General features: G+C 59.4%; 17 protein-coding genes. 8 read left to right on the plus strand and 9 right to left on the minus strand.

Going from position 1 to position 20,907, the window contains the following annotated elements; all coding sequences use genetic code 11:
* Positions 1-1,749: AAA family ATPase (locus tag H0V78_12870; protein ID MBA2352631.1), on the minus strand; the 1,749-nt coding region annotated here is incomplete at its 3' end.
* A 292-nt stretch (positions 1,750-2,041) separates the two neighbouring features.
* On the opposite strand from H0V78_12870, the gene queF reads away from it, so the two are divergent.
* A complete protein-coding gene (queF, locus tag H0V78_12875) occupies positions 2,042-2,488 on the plus strand; it encodes an NADPH-dependent 7-cyano-7-deazaguanine reductase QueF (GenBank protein MBA2352632.1) in 447 nt (148 codons plus the stop codon).
* A gap of 292 nt (positions 2,489-2,780) precedes the next feature.
* On the plus strand, positions 2,781-5,132 hold the full coding sequence (locus tag H0V78_12880) for a bifunctional diguanylate cyclase/phosphodiesterase (protein MBA2352633.1): 2,352 nt from the start codon (positions 2,781-2,783) through the stop codon (positions 5,130-5,132).
* 61 nt (positions 5,133-5,193) lie between these two features.
* On the opposite strand, the gene H0V78_12885 is transcribed toward H0V78_12880, so the two are convergent.
* Entirely contained in the window at positions 5,194-6,387 is a 1,194-nt protein-coding gene (locus tag H0V78_12885) for a glycosyltransferase family 1 protein (GenBank protein MBA2352634.1), read from the minus strand.
* Between the two features lie 424 nt (positions 6,388-6,811).
* On the opposite strand from H0V78_12885, the gene H0V78_12890 reads away from it, so the two are divergent.
* Positions 6,812-8,788 carry a S9 family peptidase gene (locus tag H0V78_12890; GenBank protein ID MBA2352635.1) on the plus strand — a complete coding sequence of 659 codons (1,977 nt, stop codon included), beginning with the start codon at positions 6,812-6,814 and terminating at the stop codon, positions 8,786-8,788.
* On the opposite strand, the gene H0V78_12895 is transcribed toward H0V78_12890, so the two are convergent.
* Positions 8,785-9,483 carry an MgtC/SapB family protein gene (locus tag H0V78_12895; protein ID MBA2352636.1) on the minus strand — a complete coding sequence of 233 codons (699 nt, stop codon included), beginning with the start codon at positions 9,481-9,483 and terminating at the stop codon, positions 8,785-8,787. The two genes, H0V78_12890 and H0V78_12895, sit on opposite strands and share 4 nt — an antisense overlap.
* A gap of 60 nt (positions 9,484-9,543) precedes the next feature.
* Here H0V78_12895 and H0V78_12900 point away from each other — a divergent pair, with 60 nt between their 5' ends.
* Positions 9,544-10,071, plus strand: coding sequence for an adenine phosphoribosyltransferase (locus H0V78_12900; GenBank protein MBA2352637.1), 528 nt, complete (start codon positions 9,544-9,546; stop codon positions 10,069-10,071).
* A gap of 167 nt (positions 10,072-10,238) precedes the next feature.
* On the opposite strand, the gene H0V78_12905 is transcribed toward H0V78_12900, so the two are convergent.
* On the minus strand, positions 10,239-11,150 hold the full coding sequence (locus tag H0V78_12905) for a hypothetical protein (GenBank protein ID MBA2352638.1): 912 nt from the start codon (positions 11,148-11,150) through the stop codon (positions 10,239-10,241).
* A 209-nt stretch (positions 11,151-11,359) separates the two neighbouring features.
* On the opposite strand from H0V78_12905, the gene H0V78_12910 reads away from it, so the two are divergent.
* Positions 11,360-11,563: a DUF465 domain-containing protein gene (locus tag H0V78_12910; GenBank protein ID MBA2352639.1), complete on the plus strand. Its 204-nt coding sequence runs from the start codon at positions 11,360-11,362 to the stop codon at positions 11,561-11,563.
* 77 nt (positions 11,564-11,640) lie between these two features.
* Here the strand turns inward: H0V78_12910 and H0V78_12915 are convergent, their stop codons facing one another.
* Positions 11,641-12,153 (minus strand): disulfide bond formation protein B, encoded by a 513-nt coding sequence (locus tag H0V78_12915; GenBank protein MBA2352640.1) that lies wholly within the window; start codon positions 12,151-12,153, stop codon positions 11,641-11,643.
* Positions 12,154-12,257: 104 nt separating this feature from the next.
* On the opposite strand from H0V78_12915, the gene H0V78_12920 reads away from it, so the two are divergent.
* Positions 12,258-13,640, plus strand: coding sequence for an MFS transporter (locus H0V78_12920; GenBank protein ID MBA2352641.1), 1,383 nt, complete (start codon positions 12,258-12,260; stop codon positions 13,638-13,640).
* A 65-nt stretch (positions 13,641-13,705) separates the two neighbouring features.
* Positions 13,706-14,560, plus strand: a complete 855-nt coding sequence (locus H0V78_12925) for an aldo/keto reductase (GenBank protein ID MBA2352642.1) — start codon at positions 13,706-13,708, stop codon at positions 14,558-14,560.
* On the opposite strand, the gene pdsS is transcribed toward H0V78_12925, so the two are convergent.
* A complete protein-coding gene (gene pdsS, locus H0V78_12930) occupies positions 14,561-16,765 on the minus strand; it encodes a proteobacterial dedicated sortase system histidine kinase (GenBank protein ID MBA2352643.1) in 2,205 nt (734 codons plus the stop codon). It abuts the gene before it with no gap.
* 7 nt (positions 16,766-16,772) lie between these two features.
* Positions 16,773-17,489 (minus strand): proteobacterial dedicated sortase system response regulator, encoded by a 717-nt coding sequence (pdsR, locus tag H0V78_12935; protein ID MBA2352644.1) that lies wholly within the window; start codon positions 17,487-17,489, stop codon positions 16,773-16,775.
* A 351-nt stretch (positions 17,490-17,840) separates the two neighbouring features.
* Here pdsR and H0V78_12940 point away from each other — a divergent pair, with 351 nt between their 5' ends.
* Positions 17,841-18,077, plus strand: a complete 237-nt coding sequence (locus H0V78_12940) for a hypothetical protein (GenBank protein ID MBA2352645.1) — start codon at positions 17,841-17,843, stop codon at positions 18,075-18,077.
* Positions 18,078-18,096: 19 nt separating this feature from the next.
* On the opposite strand, the gene H0V78_12945 is transcribed toward H0V78_12940, so the two are convergent.
* Positions 18,097-18,555, minus strand: coding sequence for an LEA type 2 family protein (locus H0V78_12945; GenBank protein ID MBA2352646.1), 459 nt, complete (start codon positions 18,553-18,555; stop codon positions 18,097-18,099).
* A gap of 145 nt (positions 18,556-18,700) precedes the next feature.
* Positions 18,701-20,593, minus strand: coding sequence for a propionate--CoA ligase (locus H0V78_12950; GenBank protein MBA2352647.1), 1,893 nt, complete (start codon positions 20,591-20,593; stop codon positions 18,701-18,703).
* Positions 20,594-20,907 lie beyond the last annotated feature (314 nt).

Below are 20,907 nucleotides of genomic sequence, written 5' to 3' on the forward strand. Positions count from 1 at the left end.
GTCCTGATCGAAAAAAGGGGCGTCGGCAGCGGCAAACAAGACGATTTTTGCGTTCGGTAAATTACGGAGCCAGGCAGAATCGGCTGCGAATTCGCCTACAGAGATCGCGTTCAAACGTTCCCGCAGCACGGCTTCAAGAGCGTTTTCCCACCCTGGATCAACCTGGATCGACTGCCAAAGGCGAGGCGCGTCGAGCAACTGATTTTCGCTGAGCCAGGCGCTGGTCCGATCGCTTTTCGACAGGCGCTGCTGCAAAGTCTGAAGCGCTTGCAGGCGCGCGTGGAGCCCAGCCTGTTTTGCGCCGCAAGCTTCTGCGGATTGCAAAGAATCACGTCTAAGCTGTTCTTTATCCAACAATTCCTGCTCAAACTCACGCTGCATTGCCCGTGCTGCCTGCAAGCGTTCTTCGCAACCCGTCAATTCGAGACGCCGTTGTTCGAGTTGTGCCGGATCGGGGACTTGCAGACTGCGCCGTTCGCTCGCGAGACGCTCGTTGCGGCTTGCCAACTGTTGCAGGATGCGGCACGCGTGCTCGCAACGCGTTTGCTCGACCTGGGCGTGCTTCTCGATTTCCGCGCAACGGCTCTGCGCGTCATGCAAAGCGGAACGGCTGTCCCGCAAAGCTTGCTCGGCGTGCGGCAGGCGATCCGTTTCCGCCGCCTCGGCAACGCGGGTTTCTTCGACGCGCCGCGCCGCATCCTCGCGCTGGCGCCGCCAATCGATGAGGCTGTTTTGCGCCGTTTGCTGTTGAGCGCTTTGCCGATCGCGTTCGCCTTGCAGCGCGTCGATCTGTTGATCGATGCGCGGCCGGCGGTCGCGACGATGCTGGATTTCCTGTTCGAGACGCGCAACTTCGCTGTTGGCCGCATACAGCTCGCCCTGTGACGCATGCAAGGCGTCGGCACTGGCGTAATGCGCGGCGCGCAGCGTTTCCAGACGTGCTTCAGCCGTGCGTAAGCGTGCCGTTTCGGCTTCGAGCTCGATGGTCTGCTTGCCGATGTCGCGCAACAGTCGCGTCTGCAGGTTCAATGCTTCGTGTTTCTTCAGCCACCAAGCGAGATTTTGGGTGACGGCATATTCTTCTTTCAGCGCGTGGTATTGCTCGGCGATCGCGGCCTGCTCCGTCAGGTGTTCGAGCTGGCGCGAGAGATCATTCCTGATATCGTCTACGCGAACCATGTTGCGGCGTGTGTCGGCCAGACGCAACTCGGTTTCGCGGCGCCTTTCGCGGTATTTGGAAACGCCGGCCGCTTCTTCGAGAAACACGCGCAACTCTTCCGGCTTGGCCTCGATAATGCGCGAGATCATGCCCTGCTCGATGATCGCGTACGCGCGGCCGCCGAGCCCGGTGCCGAGGAACACATCGGCGACATCGCGGCGGCGGACATGCAGATTATTGATGTAATAAGCGGATTCGGAATTTCGCGTCAGCACGCGCTTGACTGAAATCTCGGCGTACTGCGACCATTGCCCCGCGGCTTTGCCGAGGCTGTTGTCGAAAACAAGTTCGACGCTGGCGCGGCCAACGGGCTTGCGGGCGCCGGCGCCATTGAAGATGACGTCGTCCATGGTTTCGCCGCGCAAATGCCGGGCCTGGGTTTCGCCGAGCACCCAGCGCACCGCATCGATGACGTTCGACTTGCCGCAGCCATTGGGTCCGACGATGCCGACCAGGGGGCCGGGAATCGGTATTTCGGTTGGATCGACGAAAGATTTGAAACCGGCGAGTTTGATCTGGGTCAGGCGCACGTACTGGGGGAACCTAAGAGCTTGTCCGTGGATAATTTATCCCGGCCCGAAGGGTTGGCGCCCGAAAGCGTCTGCCGCGTTGCGAACCTTGTCCAATGCATGACATTGGGCGGCGGCTCGCGCCTTGCATCCATCGCTTTGGGGCGCCAACGCAGGGCTAATATTCACGGACAAGCTCTAGTCTATAATCCGGGCAAACGCCGCGCGCCTTCAGGCAGCCGCGTGCCAATATTCTAACCGATTCATGCTCGGGTTACGCGATACCTTAAACGAAATTTCACACGAGATTTGCATGACGACATTACCTGCTTCCCCCCTTGAGGTTTTCGATAATCCTCATCCTGCGCGGGATTTTTTGATTCAGATGCAGATCCCGGAATTCACCTGCCTTTGCCCTAAAACCGGGCAGCCCGATTTCGCAACGCTGTTTCTCGATTACATCGCCGATCACAAGTGTGTAGAGCTGAAAAGCCTCAAACTGTATATCTGGTCTTACCGCGATCAGGGTGCATTTCATGAAGCGGTGACCAATCGCATACTCGATGATCTGGTTGCGGCTACCGCGCCGCGCTTCATGCGGCTGACCGCCCGTTTTTTCGTCCGCGGCGGTATTTTTACCACCATTGTCGCCGAGCATCGCATGACAGGTTGGCGGCCTGCGGAGACGCTATTCGTTCCGCTGTTGGCGTCGCAACCCGTCGAGCCAGTGGGCCTCGCTAACCGTTCAAGCGCCGAGTGACGCAATTGGTTTGGTCCTGACCAGCCCGGTCCGCGGCCGTCAGGGACGATGAAACTGGATCGCGCAGGCTGTTTGTGTTGGTTTCGTTCCTTCTCGCAACTCCAGGCACTGTTTTGAATACATTTCAATAGTTTATCGAAGACCCCAGAGTTAAAACATTTATCTGCCAGAGCATAACCCGGCTTTGACCGAATCGGGAACGCTTCCTGCTGACGGGGGATGAAAACCAGATATCCCTTTGATCCGAATGCTTCGGCTTGCTGAAACCCCTGTCATCCAATACACGAGTTGCTTGCTGAAACGATGCGCGAGGCGCGCCCGCCATGCCAGCCTCGATCAAAAGATCATCGCCATCTTTGCCTTGGCCTGGTTGGCAACCGCGTGCGCTCTCGGCCTGATTTATGTGGACGGCCGCGCGTTGCATCAATCGACGCTGCCCCTGGTCGGTCAGGCGCTGCCCTCGCTCACGGGCTTGTCGCAGTTGCGGCTTGAGCTTGGCCAGCAGAAGCCGATTCTGTATGAATACTATGCCACCATCGACCGCGCCAAATTCCTGCGCGACTGGCGCGACAGCCAAAGCCGTACTGACCACTTGCTCGACGCGGTGCGCGCCGGGCTGATTGGCGCAGAGCAGGCGGCGCCGATAACTCAGGCTTACGGTCGTTTCAATCTCGCCGCGCGGCAGTTCGACGATGCCTTGAACACGGCGCGCATCGATTGGGAACGAACGAGGACGCTGTTGGCTGAGACCGACGATGCTCTGGCTGAATTGGCTCGCACGGTGGATCGGCTGCTGATCCCGATCGAACGCAGCATGATTGCGTCCGAGCAGAATACCGGTCAGCGGCTCAACAGCCTGTTTACGACGATCGGCTTTTTTGCGCTGATCGTTCTTGTTACCGGCGTTTTTTTCGTCATCACCGCGCGCGCCTGGCTGCGCGAAGCCGGCAATCGCAGGCGGCTCGCGATGTTCGCCGAACGCGATCCGAATCCGGTGATGAGCCTCGCCGCCGACGGCAGGGTTGTCTACGCGAATCGCGGCGCCGAAAAAATGCTGAAAATGCTGGGCGGTGCTTCTGCAACCGCGGCAACGCTGCTGCCGCAGGACCTCGGTACACGGTTGCAGGCAATGCGCAGCGCCGGCATCCATCATGACAAATGGATTTATCCGGCAGCGGCGCTGACGCTTTCGTGCCGCGTCCATTTCCTGAAAGACCAGAATTCGTTCCACTGCTACCTGAGCGACGTCACCCGGCGCAAGCGCGCTGAACGGCAACTGGTATTCCAGGCTTACTACGATGGGCTGACCGGTTTGCCCAATCGACGCATGTTCGAGCGCCGGCTCGAAACCCTGCTCACCCGGCGCCATGCCGCCGGCATCGTCGTGCTGCTCAAACTCGACCGCTTCCAGTTGCTGATATCGAGCTTCGGTCACGTTGTGTGCGACCAGATTCTGCAAAACGCCGCGGCTCGTTTGACCGACGTGGTGCGCAACGGCGGTCAGGGCGGCAATCCGCGCGCGGGCCTGTATCGGCTCGACGGCGGCCGCTTTGCGATGATCGCGTGCGATGCCGGCAAGGAACAGATCGGCGAAGCCCTGACGAAAGACATCGTCGAAGCCATGAATACGCCGCTGGAAATCGATGGCCGCGAAGTTTTCGTGACGTTCAGCGTCGGCTTGAGCAGCTATCCGCCAGATGGCGTGGAATCAGGCGTGCTGTTGAAAAACGCCGAGAGCGCCATGCATTACGCTGAACAACGCGGCGGTCATGGCTATCAAAGCTATAGCGAACAATTGAATTCCGGCGCACGCGAGCGGCTCGATATGGAAAACGCCCTGCGCCGTGCCATCGAACGCGAACAACTCGAACTTTTTTATCAGCCGCAACTCGATGTCGCAAGCGGCCGCATCGTCGGCGCCGAGGCGCTTATGCGCTGGCGGCTCGATGGTCGCGGCATCGTCGGCCCCGGCGAATTCATACCGCTGGCTGAAGAGACCGGCTTGATCGTGCCGATCGGGATATGGGCATTGGAAACCGCGTGCCGGCAGGCGAAAATCTGGCAGGGCCTGGGATACGCCGACCTGACAGTCGCGGTCAATATTTCCGGGCGGCAGTTCCTCGCTGCCGACCTGCCGCAGACCGTCGCTCGGATTCTGCGTCACACCGGGCTCCCGGCCGCCCTGCTCGAACTCGAAATCACGGAAAGCGTGGCGATGAAGGACGTCGACCTGACGATCGCAACGCTGTGCCGGCTGAAGCAACTCGGCGTGAAATTGTCGATCGACGATTTCGGCACCGGCTATTCCTCGCTGGGTTATCTGAAGCGTTTCCCGATCGATAAACTGAAGATAGATCGCTCGTTCCTGTGCAACGTGACGAGCGATCCCAGCGATGCGGCGATCGCGCAGGCGGTTATCGCGCTGGGACGCAGTCTGAATTTGACGGTGCTCGCCGAGGGAATCGAAACGCCTCAGCAACTCGATTTGCTGCGGCGTTTTGGCTGCAAGGAGATGCAGGGCTATTTATTCAGTTGCCCGGTGCCTGTGGATCAGTTTTCGGCCCTGCTGCGCGGCGGCGGGTATCGCGAACCGCCCCCGGCACGCGAGGAGTTTATGCTCGATCTGGCCTGCCTTTCGCACTAAGCTGCGGTCTTCTTGCAGAAGCGTCGGAGCCCAGCCGCACGGCCTGTCCCCTACCGCGCTGCTACCCCCTAACCGCGCCGGAAATGGCGAGGCGTCCGTCAACCTGGCGCTCGGTCATTTTTGCCGCCATATCCTGGAGCAGTGATTCGCGCGCCAGCATCTGCGGCGTGACTTCGAGATCGACAGCTTCCAGAACCCGTCTCCAGCGGTAAACCCAGTCGTGCTGCAGCAGCGAGTTGACGACGTTGTCGCGGCGGATGCGAGCCAGCCGCACCGGCTGCGCTTCCAGATCAGCGATGGTGTTGGCAATGTCGGGGGCATCGAACGGAATCGGAATGATCGCATCCGGCCAGTTGAAGTACTCATTGAAAACCTCCGGCGCTGGCGGCTTGCCGAGCATCACGGTTCCCGCCGCCGCACCTTCGAAATAACGCATGCCGAGTTCCATATGCCCGCGGGTGACACCTGCCTCGTCCGCCCTCGCATGATTGGCGATAAAGTACTTGCATCGCTTCAGCAGGTTCGACACCAGCAGTCGATGCTCCTTCGCGTCGGGCACGTTGCCGTTTTTGACGGTGTCGAAGTAATACAGCCATTGTTTCTGCTCGGCGAACTCGAGCAGCGCCTGATGGGTGACCTGCGAGCGCCGCCCAAGATTCCAGACATCGATGGTGCGCCCCCGCGCTGCCGGATTGGGAGCGAACTTGACCATGTCGACGCCTAACGGCAGGTAGCTGCACGGGCGCCCGGTTATTTTCGAAACGATGTCGACGCTGTTGCGCGTGCCCAGAAAAATATGATCGAATTCTTTCAGAGGGCGCAACAAAAATTCACGCCCTTTCAACCATTCCTCAGTCCAGCATTCGCTGAGGTAACAAACTGCGTTCCGGCATTTTGTTCGCCAATTTTTGATTGAATTGATTGCAATCAGCTCGAAAATGTCCGCGCAGATGAGGAAGAAAAGATCGTATTTCTGGTTCAGAGTACAACTGTCAAAATGCGGCGAAAGAACGCGCGCCAGCCGCGTTGAGTGGGTCGCGTAGTTCGCCAGTGTGTACAGTCTGCGGCTCAGTTGGAACGAGTGCTCCGGCAGATAGGTATCGACGCTCTCCCATTCGCCGATCAGATCCTCCCACTCGTAGAAAACGCAGTGCCAGACACGATCGTGAATGACTCGCTCGGATAATGTGAATACCCGAGCGCCTGGACGCGCGTGGAACACTGTCCTCTTCCTGCCGAACAGACTCATATTCATCGGTTCAATTCGTCCCTGTGCGGGGCGCTTTGCGTAATGGTTTTCAGGCATCGAGGAGAATCGACGGAAATGTTTCTTTGGAGCAATATCCGGGCCTGTAGCTTGCAAACGGCTAACGTGTAGCGACCCGGCCGATGGGGTCCGGGAAATCTCCCTAATCCCTTGACCACATCGGCCGGCATCAGGCAGATGCGTGGCGTGTCCGGCCGGGTTATATTATCCGCCCTCTCATTCAACATCTATCCGGTGCGGTAACGCCTGGGTCAAACCTATTATGACGTTTTACGTCCGCCTTATCCCAAAAAAGAGGGATTGCTGTGAACTTTGCGAATTCTGGTCCGCGCATCGACAGTCGAACGTTGAGCAAGCTTCCGCTCATCGCGGTTTCGATCAACGGAACAGCCTGACGGGGTAAACCGCGAAAATGGCCAGGACCGAGAACCCCCGCGTGGCCGATTTCGGCTCATGGCATTCGCCGTTTTCGGCGGCAATGGTTGCCGCTGGCGCCAATTCATTAGGCCAGATTGTCAGCGATGGCGATGACGTGTACTGGGTCGAGATGCGGCCGTCCGAAGGCGGCCGAGGCGTTGTCGTACGAGAACAAGTTGACGGGACCGTGTCCGATATCACGCCGGCGCCGTTCAACGTGCGCACCCGCGTGCATGAGTATGGCGGCGGCGCGTTCACGACTATCGACGGAGAAGTATATTTCGTCAATTTCGCCGATCAGCGCTTGTATCGGCAGCGTGGCCGCAGCGCGCCGCAGCCGCTTACCGCTGCATCGGCAAGGCGCTACGCCGATTTCGCTTACGACGCCGCGCGCGAACGTTTGATCTGCGTGTGCGAAAATCACAGCGATTCCTCGTGCGAAGCGATAAACACCCTCGCCTGTGTCGCGCTCGATGACGGCAGCCAATGTATTTTGGTGACCGGCAGCGATTTTTATTCTTCGCCGCGTTTGAGTCCGGATCAGCGCCATCTTGCGTGGCTGTCCTGGCATTACCCGAACATGCCTTGGGACGGCTGCGAGCTGTGGGTGGGCGAGTTCGATGGCAACGGCAACATTGGATCATCGGAGCGCGTCGCCGGCGGCGCCTCCGAAGCGATTGTGCAGCCGCAGTGGTCGCCCGACGGCGTGCTGCATTTCATCTCCGACCGTAGCGGTTTCTGGAATCTGTATCGGCGTGTCGACGAAAACCTTGAAGCGCTGTGCGCTATGCACGCCGATTTTGCCGCCGCGCACTGGGTGTTCGGCTTGTCGACCTATGCGTTTCTTGCGCAGCAGCGCTTGATTTGCGCATACACCACGCTTGGCAGTTGGCGGCTGGCGACAATTGATACGCCAAACGGGGAGTTGACCGACATTCGCCTGCCCTACAGCGAGATCAGTTCTTTGCATGTGCAGCGCGGCGCTGCGGTATTCATTGCCGCATCTCCGAGTGAAGCGAGCAGCGTGGTCAGATTGCCCATCGATCGCGACGGCAAGATCGGCGCGATCGAAATCGTGCAGCGTTCGAGCCTGTTCACGCCGGACGCCAGCACGATTTCAGCACCGCAGGCGATCGAGTTCGCGACCCGGCACGGAAGCGAACAACTGACCGCGCATGGCTTTTTCTACGCGCCCAAAAATCCGCGCTTTCGTGCGCCGGAGGGTACGCGGCCGCCGCTGATTGTGATCAGTCACGGCGGCCCCACCGCCGCGACCTCAACCGCGTTGAACCTGAAAACCCAGTACTGGACGAGCCGCGGCTTCGCCGTTCTCGATGTGAATTACAGCGGCAGCACCGGCTACGGCCGCGCCTATCGCGAGCGGCTCAAAGGCGGCTGGGGCGTAATCGATGTCGACGATTGTATTGCCGGCGCGCGCTATCTCGTCGAGCGCGGCGATGCCGATGGCGACAAGCTGATCATCCGCGGCGCCAGCGCCGGCGGTTACACGACCTTGTGCGCGCTGACGTTTCGCGACGCGTTCAAAGCCGGCGCCAGCTATTACGGGGTTTCCGACCTTGAAGCGCTCGACCTGGATACGCACAAATTTGAATCTCGCTACACCGCCAGCCTGGTTGGTCCTTATCCCGAGATGCGCGCGACGTATGTCGAGCGCTCGCCCGTGCACTTCGCGTCGCAGCTATCGTGCCCCATTATTTTGTTGCAGGGACTCGATGATAAAATCGTGCCGCCGAATCAGGCCGAGAAGATGCTCGACGCGGTGCGCGCCAAAGGTCTGCCGGTTGCGTATGTCGCCTTCGAGGGAGAACAGCACGGCTTTCGCCGCGCCGAAAACATCCAGCGCGCGCTGGAAGCCGAGCTGTATTTTTACGCGCGCATATTCGGCTTTACGCTGGCCGAAAACATACATCCGATCGAGATCGAGAATCTGCCTTCGCCGCATCCCCGTTAGTCGCCGGTCGGCGCGATGCGGAATTCGAGCACGGTCGGCTGTGCGCATAGCGCCTCCGACAGGCGCCCTGCATTGTTTTTGTTCAGAGTCCTGATCACCATGCTGTACTCGAACAACCGGCCGTGATCGCACAATTGATAGCTGAGATTGGCGATGGTGAAGCCGTGCGCGGCAATCAAGGTGCGCATCTGCGCTTCAGGCATCGCCGATTCGCGCGCAAAGCGGATAACATGATGCGCGTAAAGCTGAGTCGGCATCCTCATTTCGATCCAGCGGAATACCGACAGCGTACCCAGAGTCAGGAGAGTCGCGACGGCTGCCGGAAAGTAGAAACCGATACCGACCAGAATACCGATTGCGGCCGTTATCCAGATCGATGCAGCCGTCGTCAGGCCGCGCACCGACAGGCCCTCTTTGAGAATCGCGCCGGCGCCGAGGAAACCGATGCCGGTCATAATGCCTTGCGCCATGCGCGTCGGATCGACGCGCACAGTATCGAAGTCGGTTACCGGAAACCAGCGCGCCTGATACAGCGTGACCAGCATAAGCGCGCTCGATGAGATGCAGACCAGCGCGTGGGTGCGGAAGCCAGCCGCCCGGCCGTGATAGCTGCGTTCGAGTCCGATCGCGCCGCCGGCCACAAGCGCGACGGATAGATGCACAACGATTTCAAGATGCTCCGGGTCTGGCGTCATGATTCGGTACCGGCACTCTTCTGATTGCCGCTCCCATATCAACTTTACGATGAAACAAAATTGGACATCAAATCGCTGATCCGCACGATTCCCGACTTTCCGAAACCGGGCATCCTGTTCCGCGACATCACGACGCTACTCAAACACGCCGATGGATTTCGCGAAACCATCGATCGATTGAGCGCGGCATTCGCCGATCTCCACATCGACAAAGTCGCGGCGATCGAAGCGCGCGGATTCATTATCGGCGCGTCACTCGCGTATCGTCGCAGCGCGGGTTTCGTACCGATCAGGAAGCGCGGCAAACTTCCGTTCGCTTGTTTCAACCAGGATTACGCGCTCGAATACGGCGCCGACAGCCTGGAAATTCATATAGACGCCCTGCAAAGCGGCGATAGGGTTCTGCTGACCGATGATCTGATCGCGACAGGCGGAACCGCGGAAGCGGCGGCCGCCCTGATCCGGAAGGCGGGCGGCATCGTCGTCGGTTGCGGCTTCGTGATCGATTTACCCGATCTCGGCGGCCGGACCCGGCTCGAACGGCTCGGCCTGCCGAGCGTGGCGCTGTGTCAGTTCGAGGGCCACTAGCGGGGTGGTGTTTCGTAAAGAAAAAGTCGCAAGTTCAAGAAATCAGTAGGTCAGGATGCCGAAGGCTCCCTGACAGCATCGGCTGGGTAATCTTTGTCAGGGAGATTGTGCACTCTGACCTACGCTTACTCGCTCGACTTTGTGCAAGAATTCAGCGGAACGGCACACTAGCCTGGGGGGCGGCGTAGCCCAGTTTCGCCAGATTGCCCGGCCGGGCCCGCCTGCCCTGCCTGGCGTTTGGCCGCGAGCGCGTCGAAATCATCGATATAGTCTTGCAGTTTGGCGAGCGTTTGCGCGCGTTGCGCCGGCGTGATCATCGCGTCGACCGCCAGAATCAGCGATACCGATTGTTCCTGAAAAGCGTCGGAAGCGCGCTGGTATTCAGCCGATTTGCCGCGCTGCCAGTTGTCCAGCCATTGCCGCAGGCTGGGCTCCAGGTCGGCCGGGGGTTTTCGATCGCGCAGGATGGCGACGAATTCCTGCTGCCTGCGAATACGATCGCCGCGCCACAGTTCGTAAGTCATCGGCATCGCATGGCTGATCGCGCTGATCTGCTCCTGCTGCTCGTCCGACAACGGCCCGACCCAGTGCTCCACCCGCTCTATGGTCTTTTCGGCGCGCTTTTCGCGCTGCTCCTGCAACGAGCCGCGCAAATGTTCCTTGCTGAACCTGGCGTTATTGCGCGCCAACTTCTTTTCCAGATTGTCGATTTGTCCGGGCGAAATCGTCGACAGCAGGCCGGCCGTTTCCAACGCTGTTCGATTCAGAACATCGTCATACTCGGAGCGCCCGGCATCGATCAGCCAGACGATATCCTCGCGCTTCAATCCGGCGGCCACTTTGATTTTGACTTCCCGCGATGTATCGGCGTATTCGGGCAGCGCGTTTGTGCGATGCCAGTTCAGCAGACCGTCGAGCCGCGTTCGCAGTATCTTTTCCTGCGGCTTGTCGAGCGCGAGATAATCGTCGGCCATCCAGCTCAGAGCCGTATCGGCGTTGTTGTACGTCAACTGAATGGCATTGCAGCCGGCAAGAAGCGCTGCAAGAAGTAAAGCGGTAAACCCTGTAATCAGTGGCATGTCGACAAAAAACGCAAATTGTTGGGACTTGGGAACGAAACCCTGGTTCAACTTCCTCAGGGAAAACGTCGGCGATGCTCGATGATGGCCGGGCTCACGACACCGGCTCGCATCCACTGGTTCAAATCTGCCCGCCCATCGGCTATCATAGGCCATAGCGCTGGTAACGCGCCCTCCTCAATCTTCCTTGCACGCCAAAGGAGCCGCTTATGATCGACGAGGAAATCGAAACCCTGCAGCAAAAACTTCATGAATTGCACATCGAGCATCGCGATCTCGACGTGATCATATCCCGCCTGTCGGACGGCAGCGTCGATCAACTGCAGTTGCGCCGTTTGAAAAAACGCAAGCTGCAACTGAAGGACCACATCGTGCAGTTGCAGAAGCGGATGACGCCGGATATCTTCGCCTGACAGCTGGCATTAGGCTGACAATTCGCGCCAGCGTATCACGAGAGCTGGCGTAGCCGGCCTCGCTGCTCCGGTTTGTTCTATCTGCGCGATCGCCTGTCGCGAGCGACAGCGCCGGCAACCAATGCCAGTACACCGAGCGCGATGAAGAAGACCAGCGACCAACCGGCGATGCTGAGACCCAGGAATCGCCATCCGACCTCGGCGCACTCTCCGGATCCCTTCAAAATCATCTCGAGCGCGCGCGTCAGCGGAAATTGTTCGAGCATGAACTCGAGCCCCGGCCCGCATTCCGGCACCTGATCTTTCGGCAGATTCTGCAGCCAGACCTGGCGGCCCGCGATGGCGCCGCCGATGGTCGCCGCGATCAACGCCAATCCACTGTATGACCAGGCGCCGCGGCGCCGCGGGCCATGCAGCGCGCCGATCAGGAAAATCACGGCGAGCGCCATGAATCCAACTCGCTGCAGAATGCACAGCGGGCACGGCTCCTGGCCTTCGACGTACTGCAAATACAAGGCGTAGGCGACAAGCCCCAGGCAGACGAAGAAGCCGGCGAGATAGGCTTTTCTGGTTCCGGTTTGCGACGGCACGGTCTTCCTCGACAAGAATCAGCGCAAGAATCAGCGGTTCAAACCTTCGGTTCGGATCTCTCGCTGCGGAACCCGGCATCAGCGCTTGGCACTAACGAGCACCGATGCTTCGAACTTCAATCAAGAATAGCACGCTCCCTCCGGTCAGCCCAACCAGCAGGGCGGTGGTTGATTTTGGCGGGTGGACCAAGGCGAAACCGCACGAGATCCAGGGAGTACTGTGGTCGTTCGCCTACTTCTTTTGCCTGCTATGCAGCTTTTATCTGCTGCGCCCTTTGCGCGAAGAGATGGGCATACAGGCTGGCGTCGATAACCTCAAATGGGCGTTCAGCGCGACCTTCGGCGCCATGCTGCTGGCGGTGCCGCTATACGGCTGGGCGGCAACCCGATACGCGCGGGCCAAACTGTTGCCGCTCGTGTATCTGTTCTTCATCGTCAATCTGCTGGTTTTTTACGCGTTGCTGAAAAATGGCATTGCGCCGCCGCCTTTGCCGCACATGGTACCGCTCGCATTTTTTATCTGGGTCAGCGTCTTCAACCTGTTCGTCGTCTCGGTATTCTGGAGTTTCATGGCCGACATCTACGATAGCGAGCAGGCCGGCCGTTTGTTCGGATTCATCGCTGCCGGCGGCACCCTCGGCGCGATTGCCGGGCCGGCGCTGGCCGCCGCATTGGCCTCGGCAAGCCCGCTGAATCTGTTGTTGATCGCGGCCGCGCTGCTCAGCCTCGCGCTGGTTTGCATACAGCGATTGTCGAGGTGGAGCACACTTGCGGCTGCGCCCGGTGCGGCGCCAGCGATACGCGGCGCCGCGCTCGGCGGCAGTATCTGGGGCGGGATCACGAGCTTGCGTAAATCGCGCTACCTGCTTGGCATCTGTCTTTTTATCGTGCTCTACACAACGTTGTCGACGTTCCTGTATTTCGAGCAGGCGCGCATCGTCGCCGATGCGTACGACGAGCCGAAACAGCGGACCGCGTTATTCGCCCTGATCGATCTCGCCGTCAATGTGTTGACCCTGGCGACGCAGATTTTCGTGACCGGCCGCATCGTCGATCGATTCGGCCTGCCGATCACGCTCGCGCTCATTCCGGCTTTGACGGCGGTCGGCTTCGCGGCGCTGGGTTTCGCGCCGGTGCTCGCGGCGCTGGTCGCGTTCCAGATCGCGCGCCGCGCCGGCGAGTACGCGATCGCCCGACCGGCGCGCGAAATGCTGTTCACGGTGGTCGATCGGGAAGCCAAATACAAGTCGAAAAGTGTGATCGATACCGTCGTTTATCGCGGTGGCGATGCGGCCGCGGGTTGGCTCTTCTCGGCAATCGCGGCGGCCGGCGCCAGCTTGGCGGCGATTGCCTGGATCGCGGTTCCCGTCAGCGCAATCTGGATGGTCACGGGCTACGGGCTTGGTATAGCGGCGCGTACTAAAGCTCGACAGCAATCGACGAGTGACTCACATTTCGGACATCCCAATGCTGGAGAAAAATCTTGAAGCAGCCCTCGTTTTCGCGGCGCGCCGCGTTGAAATTGTGCGCATTCGCGCCGCTGGCTTTTGCGATGCCATCGTCATCCGCTGCGCCACCTGGAATTTTGCAGCGGTCGATTCCCAGGAGCGGCGAGCAGTTGCCGGCAATCGGCCTTGGCACCTGGCAAACTTTCGATGTTGGCGACCGCGCCAATGAGCGCACTCCGCTCAAGGAGGTGCTGAGTCAATTCGTCGAACTCGGCGGTCGCGTCATAGACAGTTCGCCGATGTATGGAAAATCCGAAAGCGTGGCGGGCGATCTCGCGGCCGAACTCGGCGTGCGCGAAAAACTGTTCATCGCGACCAAAGTCTGGACGAGCGGACGCGAGGCCGGCATCGAGCAGATGACGGCCTCGATGCAGCGTTTGCGCGCGCAGCCGATCGACCTGATGCAAGTACACAATCTCGTCGATGTAGAAACACATCTCGAAACGCTGCGGCGCTGGAAAAAGGCGGGGCGCATACGCTATCTCGGCGTCACGCACTACCGTGTCGACGCATTCGATGAACTCGCGGCATTGATCCAAAGCGAGGCGCTCGATTTCGTGCAGCTCAATTATTCGATCATGACGCCGGCCGCGGAAGAACGTCTGCTGCCGATTGCCGCGGCAAACAAAACAGCGGTGCTGGTGAATCGGCCTTTCGACGGCGCAGCCTGGTTTGCAAGAACGCGCGGCAAACCGCTGCCGTCATGGGTGGGTGATTTCGATTGCGTGAGCTGGGCGCAATTTGCGTTGAAATACATTCTGTCAAACCCGGCCGTGACTTGCGCGATTCCGGCAACGAGTAAACCCGGGCATTTGATGGACAATATGCGCGCTGGGTACGGGCGATTGCCGGATGCCGATACGCGCCAGCGCATGCGCGCCTATGCGTCGAAATTGTGACTACGAAACCTGCGTGTGCGCGGTCCAGTTGTGCGATTTTTCCTCGACCTCAATGATGGGCAGCTTGACCGTGACGGCGACACCGGCCGGATCGTGATGGTTCTGCGCATAAGCCTGGCCGCCGTGGAAGCCGGCAATCAGGCGAACGATATAGAGCCCAAGCCCCAGATGCGGCTCGCTGCTTCCCTTGTGCGGCCGGATCGAGACCATGGATTCGAACAGGCGCTCCTGCATCTCCTTCGGCAACGGCGGCCCCTGATTGATCACGCGCAGGTATGCGTCGGCCGCATCAAGACCGATCTCGACGACGATGACGCTGTTGGCTCTGCTGAAGTCGATAGCGTTCTCGATCAGCTTATCGAGCAATTGCGCGATCAGATCGGGGGCGCCGTTCAGCCAGACCGTTTGTCCCGGCAAGCGCAGCTCGATGGCGCGCGGCGTATACGCTGCCTTGTAGCCTTCGACGCAGCCGGCGACAACTTTGCATAGATCGAATCGTTCGCGTTCACTGTTTTGCAGAATCTGCTCAAGCCGGGTCGCTTCGCTCATGCTGGTCAGGATGCTGGTGAGCCGCGCAAGTCCGTCCTGCGCCCGCTCCATATAAACCCGGGCCTCGTCGGGCAGCGGTTGCAGCTTCAGATTGTCGAGCGAAGAGCGGACGACGGCGATCGGCGTGCGCAGCTCGTGGGACAAGCGCGTCGCCATGCTTTCCAGATATCCGGTGTACTGGTGCAGCTTGTCCATGATGCTGGAAAAGCTGCGCGACAGGTCGCCGATTTCGTCGCTCGCGCGCGATCGCGCCATCACGCCGCGGAAGCGCCCCTGCGCATCGATAGCGCGCTCGGCTTCGTCGCGCAAGCGGCGGATGCGCGAGGAAATGCGCGCCGCAAAAATAAACAAGGTCAGTGCGCCGATCAGAAACACCGCGAGAATGATCGTAAACAAGCGTTCGAGCGCAAGATTTTTCACGGTCAGAATCGCGTTAGTCGTCTCTTCGACGACGACAGCGCCCATGACCTGATCGTCGATCCAGATCGGATGCGCGGCCGAGAGAATGACAGCGCGGTTATCGGATGTCAGCCGCCAGCGCGTGGTCAGCGAACCCGACAGCGCGCCGGCTATTTCCCGGCCGGCGAGCTGTGAAGCTTCGCTGAGTTCGTCGCGAAAATCATCGGTAGGTTGACGCAACACCCGCGCGTACACCGGCCGCAAAACCTGCTCTTCGGCGCGCTGCAGTACGTGCATCAGACCAGTCGGCGGCGCGATGGCGATACGATCGGTACGGTCCTGCCCCTTCAGGCTGCCGGCCTGCGCCAGCACACGGTGGCGGGCATCAACAACCCAGATTCGCGATGTCGTTCGCATCAGTCCTTTCAGAATCAACTCGATTTCGGACGATGGAATGAACACCCTGGCAAGCTCCTCAATGGTGTCCGTGCCCGAGGTGCCGATCACCGCTTCGATTTCGTGCGTGCCGTCATTGTCGACATCGGCGACGGCGAAGCCGACTCTGGTTCCTATCATGCTGATCGGCACGCGAATTTCAAGGTTGTAGCCTTGCTCGGTCGGCCGCCAGACGCCGCGCAAACGCGTCTCGACGCGGACAACCTGCGTCGTGTCGAGACCAGACGCCAGTTGATACGCGGCGATGGCGCCCCCTTCGGCGAGCGTGACCGCGTAGCGTGTAAATCCGCTGTCGCGCGTGGCGATCGCAACGCGCAAGTGATCGCCGCGATCCACCCGCGGGCTTTTCGTCGAACGCAACACGATATGGTTGTCGTTGACCAGAAACATCGCATACAGGTACTTGCCGAGACGGCCGACGTTGTGGCTAAAGGACAGCGACGCCGGGGTGTGCACCGCGCTGTTTTCGAGCAGATCGCCCTCGCCGTAGGAGCGCGCGAAATCGCCGTGTTCATTCCAGTCGTCAAGGCGACCATCGAGCTGGATCGACGCCGGCAACGAGCGCACGTAAACGTCGCTATGGCCCACGGTCGCATCTGCGACGTCGAATAATTTCGGCCTGTCGTGCAGCGCCGTGGCAACCGCGCGCGCGGTTCCGGCCAGCGTTTTCTCCTGACCCTGGCGCAGAAATTTTTCCATTTCGGAAACGTACTCGTAGCCGAGCCACGGAATGGTCAGCAACAGGCCCGATAGCAACACGAGTTTGCTGCGTATGCCGAATCCGTAGCGAAAGCGCTTCACTGCCGCATCAGGGCGAAGATTTCTTCGCGACAGCCTGCATGTTCCACCGATATCCCATGCCGTAAACGGTTTCGATGCAATCGAAACCTGCTTCGACTACGGCGAACTTCTTGCGAATCCGCTTGATGTGCGAGGTGATCGTGCTGTCGTCGACGACGAGCTTGGCCTCCTGCATCAACTGATCGCGATCCTTGACGTGACCGGGAAACTTGGCAAGCGCATGCACCATCCAGAATTCAGTCAGGGTCAGCGCCACCGCCGTCCCATCCCAGTAAGCCGTGATGCGCTTCATATCCAGAGTGAGCGGCGCGCGGTCGAGAATGTCTTCCGTGGCCGGCGGCGTTTCCATGATATCGGCGCGCCGGAACAGCGCCGAAATGCGCGCCAGCAGATGCGGCAGGCTGATGTCCTTGGTCAGATAGTCGTCTGCGCCCATGCGCAGGCCGGAAACCGTGTCGAAGTCGCTGTCCCGCGCCGTCAGGAAAATAATTGGCAGGGTTGCCGACATCGCGCGCAATTCGCGGCATAAGGTAAAGCCGCCGTCGACATCGTCATCGAGGCCGATATCGATCAGCGCCAGGTTCGGCAGGCGCGTTTTCAGCGCCTGCACGGCGTGCGTGCGCGTCGCATACGTCGCAACTTCGTAGCCCTGCTGGCGCAGCACATCGGCGTAATTTTCGCGTATTGCCGGCTCGTCTTCGACAATGGCTATTCTGCGGCTCATTTGCCCTCCATCTGCCTATAATCTACTTAATATATTATTTCTAGTATTTTGTATCGTTTAGTGTAATTACTTTTGCACAGTTACCATTTTCTTGCCATAATTCATCATTGCTTTTGCTCTTTCTCGCAGCGCCGAGCCATCTTCGCGGGTTTTAATTGGCCATGCAAGCGGCCGATGGAGCGGCCGGGTTATCAACCTCCGCGGAGGGAAAGCAATGAAGAATCTGGTGTGCGAACTGACTGGTTGTGAAATCGACCGCGAGCGCAATGCTGGATGCGATTGCGGTGTATGCAAGCGATGCCTGAAACAACGGGGAAACCCGAAGAAAGTCGTACTGAGGAGGCGGCGGGCGTGGCTGCGTTACTACTCGCAGACATATTTTTGCTGGCCGGACTGCGGCAATCGTCTTGGCGCCTGAAAGACTCAGGCGAGGGATTCACGGGAGATAATTTGAAAATCAGGAACTCGATGCTGCTCGATTTTTGCGGAACGATTTTTGCGAGCCTCGTGACAGGCCTTGTGTGCAGCACCTTGATGGCAGCGTTGGTGTTGATTCTGACGCACAGCGCCGCCGCCGGGGTTCAGTAGAGCAGGCCCCCGGCTCAGCCTAACGCAAAATCGCCGCGGCGAGATCGACTTCACCGTGCTGCTCGAACGGTACTTTCCATTTGTTGGCGCCGACGATCGCATCCCCTCTGAGGCGGTAGCGTAAATCGCCTTTCAGCGCATTTTTTACCTGCCGTAGCAGTCCACCAAGATTGCTGATCGCCTCGACCTCCACCACATCCGATCCATACCCCGACACCGTGACCGAACGGTTGCTGACGCCGGTCGCGAATGGCTGGTCGTTGATCTCTATCACATAGTTCAAGGCATGGATCGGCAACGCAAAGTCGTTCGGATTCTGCACGCGCAATTCCAGCCTGAAGCGCTGCTCGAACAGGTTCGCACCGGTCAAACTCAAGCCCGCGATATTGAATCGTGGCGGCTCGGTATTCAGCGGCAGACCACTGCATGCGGTAAGCCAGCCTGCCGCGACCAGGGCGGGCAAATTCTTGATTTGCATGATTCGAGCTCCGGAGTGAAGCCTGCAAGCGATGCCGCCAAAAATAGTATCGGCGGCTTCGGGGTACGAAGACTATGTTACGCGCGAATAGCAAGAAAAAACGCAGCCTCGGCTGCGTTTTCAGGTTCAACGCAACTGAAACGTCTCATCGAGCTACCGCCGACCTGATCTGGTCGAGCGCCGAAGGGTCGTCCAGCGTCGTCAGATCGCCCGCTTCACGGCCTTCGGCGAGCGCCTGTATGCTGCGCCGGAGCAATTTGCCCGAGCGCGTTTTCGGTAGCAAGGTCAAAAAATGCACGCGCGTCGGCCGTGCGATCGCGCCGAGCTTGCCATCGACGACCTTCATCAGCACCTTCTCCATCGCCGCCCTGCCCTCCTCGTTCCGCGTCTCTGTGGCATCTTTGAGCACGACAAAAGCCATCACCGCCTGGCCTTTGACTTCATCGTGCACGCCAACCACGGCAACCTCGGCCACACCCGCGTGCGAACTGATCGCTTCCTCGATTTCGCGCGTGCCGAGGCGATGGCCGGCGACGTTGATCACGTCATCGGTGCGCCCCATGATGAAGTAATAGCCGTCTGCATCGCGCGTCGCCCAATCGAATGTCGAGTAAGCGAGCGTGTCGAAATTTTTGAAATAGGTTTCGACGAAACGCTCGTCATCGCCCCAGACTGTGGACAAGCATCCGGGCGGCATCGGCGGGACGATCGCGAGCACGCCCTTCTCGTCGGCGCCGACTTCCTTGCCAGTCGCTTCGTGCAATAGCCGGATGTCATAACCGTAGACGGCGAAGCTCGGCGACCCGAACTTGCGCGGCGTTTTTTCGACGCCGGGGACGCTGGACAGAATCGGCCAGCCAGTTTCGGTTTGCCAGTAATTGTCGACAACTGCTACGCCCAGCGCATCGGCGATCCAGCGCGCGGTCGGTTCGTCGAGCGGTTCGCCGGCGAGGAACAGGTATTGCAGCGAGCTGACGTCATGTTTTTTGAGATACGCGGCGTCCTGTTTTTTCAGCACGCGAATCGCCGTCGGCGAAGTAAACATCACGTTGACGCGATGGTCTTCGACGATCTTCCACCAGATACCGGGGTCGGGGCGAATCGGCAGCCCTTCGTAAACGATGGTCGCCGAGCCGTTGATCAGCGGCGCGTACACGATGTAGGAATGGCCGACGACCCAGCCGATATCGGATGAGGTGAACATCGTCTGCCCCGGCGCGCAGCAAAAAATGTGCTTCATCGATGCCGCCAGCGCGACGGCATGGCCGCCGGTATCGCGCTGCACGCCTTTCGGTTGTCCGGTAGTGCCAGAGGTGTACAGGATGTACGAAGGTTCGCTCGATTCGAGCCATTCCACCGGCACTTCCACCCCGTCGTACTTCGCTGCCTGTTCGGCATAATCGAGATCGCGCCCCGCTGTGCGCGACATGTTTTTGTCCAGCCCGCGATCGACGATGAGCACGTGTCGGGGCGGCGATTCAGCCAGACGCAGCGCTTCGTCGACGAGGGGTTTGTACGGTAAGGTTTTGCCGCCACGCATGCCGGCGTCGGCTGTGATCATCAGCTTCGGCTCGGCATCGTCGATGCGCGTCGCCAGGCTGGCCGATGCGAATCCGCCGAACACAACCGAATGGATCGCGCCCAGGCGCACGCAGGCCAGCATCGCGAAAACGGCTTCGGCAATCATCGGCATGTAGATCAGCACGCGGTCGCCTTTTGCGATGCCGAGATTTTTCAGCACGGCGGCGAAGCGGTTGACCTCGGTGTGCAGTTCGCGAAACGTGTAAGTTTTCTGCTGGCCGGTCTCGGTCGAAATAAAGATCAGCGCTTTTTGATCGCCGCGCGTTTCCAGATGACGATCTACTGCGTTGTGGCAAAGATTGGTTTTGCCGCCAACGAACCATTTGGCAAAAGGCGGCTTGCTGTAATCGAGCACGGCCTCAAAAGGCTGATGCCAATCGATCAGCGCGGCCTGCTCGCGCCAGAAATTGTCGCGGTCGGCGAGCGAGCGATTAAGGAAATCTTTATAGGTAGTCATTTTTTTTCAACCATCCTCGGTAGTGTCTTTATGAGTTTTTGGTTATCTTATTCACGCGCTGACCCTAAAGTTTACTCTTCGAACAAATCGATTGCGTTGAGCGGTGCACGCCAACCACGCTTCCGCGCGTCTGCCCTCCGCGTCGACAGGAACGGGATAGCTGGAAAGACCTCCGAAGTCGTCCGGTCGCTGATTGGTATTTGTTACCGCGCGCATGAGGCAGTGAGAACCGATATCAGGGGCGGTCAGCACCTATCGAGCGACGGCGATTCATGGTGAAGTACTCCTGAGTTCTAACGCCAAAGTTAAGCGGC

It is taken from the genome of Burkholderiales bacterium, from assembly GCA_013695435.1.
GTDB lineage: Bacteria > Pseudomonadota > Gammaproteobacteria > Burkholderiales > JACMKV01 > JACMKV01.

Bases quoted from the DNA above. Each gene is read 5' to 3' on its own strand.
- queF (MBA2352632.1), top strand. From the start codon at position 2,042: ATGACGACATTACCTGCTTCCCCCCTTGAGGTTTTCGATAATCCTCAT.
- H0V78_12885 (MBA2352634.1), bottom strand. From the start codon at position 6,387: ATGAATATGAGTCTGTTCGGCAGGAAGAGGACAGTGTTCCACGCGCGT.
- H0V78_12890 (MBA2352635.1), top strand. From the start codon at position 6,812: ATGGCCAGGACCGAGAACCCCCGCGTGGCCGATTTCGGCTCATGGCAT.
- H0V78_12895 (MBA2352636.1), bottom strand. From the start codon at position 9,483: ATGACGCCAGACCCGGAGCATCTTGAAATCGTTGTGCATCTATCCGTC.
- H0V78_12905 (MBA2352638.1), bottom strand. From the start codon at position 11,150: ATGCCACTGATTACAGGGTTTACCGCTTTACTTCTTGCAGCGCTTCTT.
- H0V78_12910 (MBA2352639.1), top strand. From the start codon at position 11,360: ATGATCGACGAGGAAATCGAAACCCTGCAGCAAAAACTTCATGAATTG.
- H0V78_12920 (MBA2352641.1), top strand. From the start codon at position 12,258: ATGCTTCGAACTTCAATCAAGAATAGCACGCTCCCTCCGGTCAGCCCA.
- H0V78_12925 (MBA2352642.1), top strand. From the start codon at position 13,706: ATGCCATCGTCATCCGCTGCGCCACCTGGAATTTTGCAGCGGTCGATT.
- pdsR (MBA2352644.1), bottom strand. From the start codon at position 17,489: ATGAGCCGCAGAATAGCCATTGTCGAAGACGAGCCGGCAATACGCGAA.
- H0V78_12945 (MBA2352646.1), bottom strand. From the start codon at position 18,555: ATGCAAATCAAGAATTTGCCCGCCCTGGTCGCGGCAGGCTGGCTTACC.
- H0V78_12950 (MBA2352647.1), bottom strand. From the start codon at position 20,593: ATGACTACCTATAAAGATTTCCTTAATCGCTCGCTCGCCGACCGCGAC.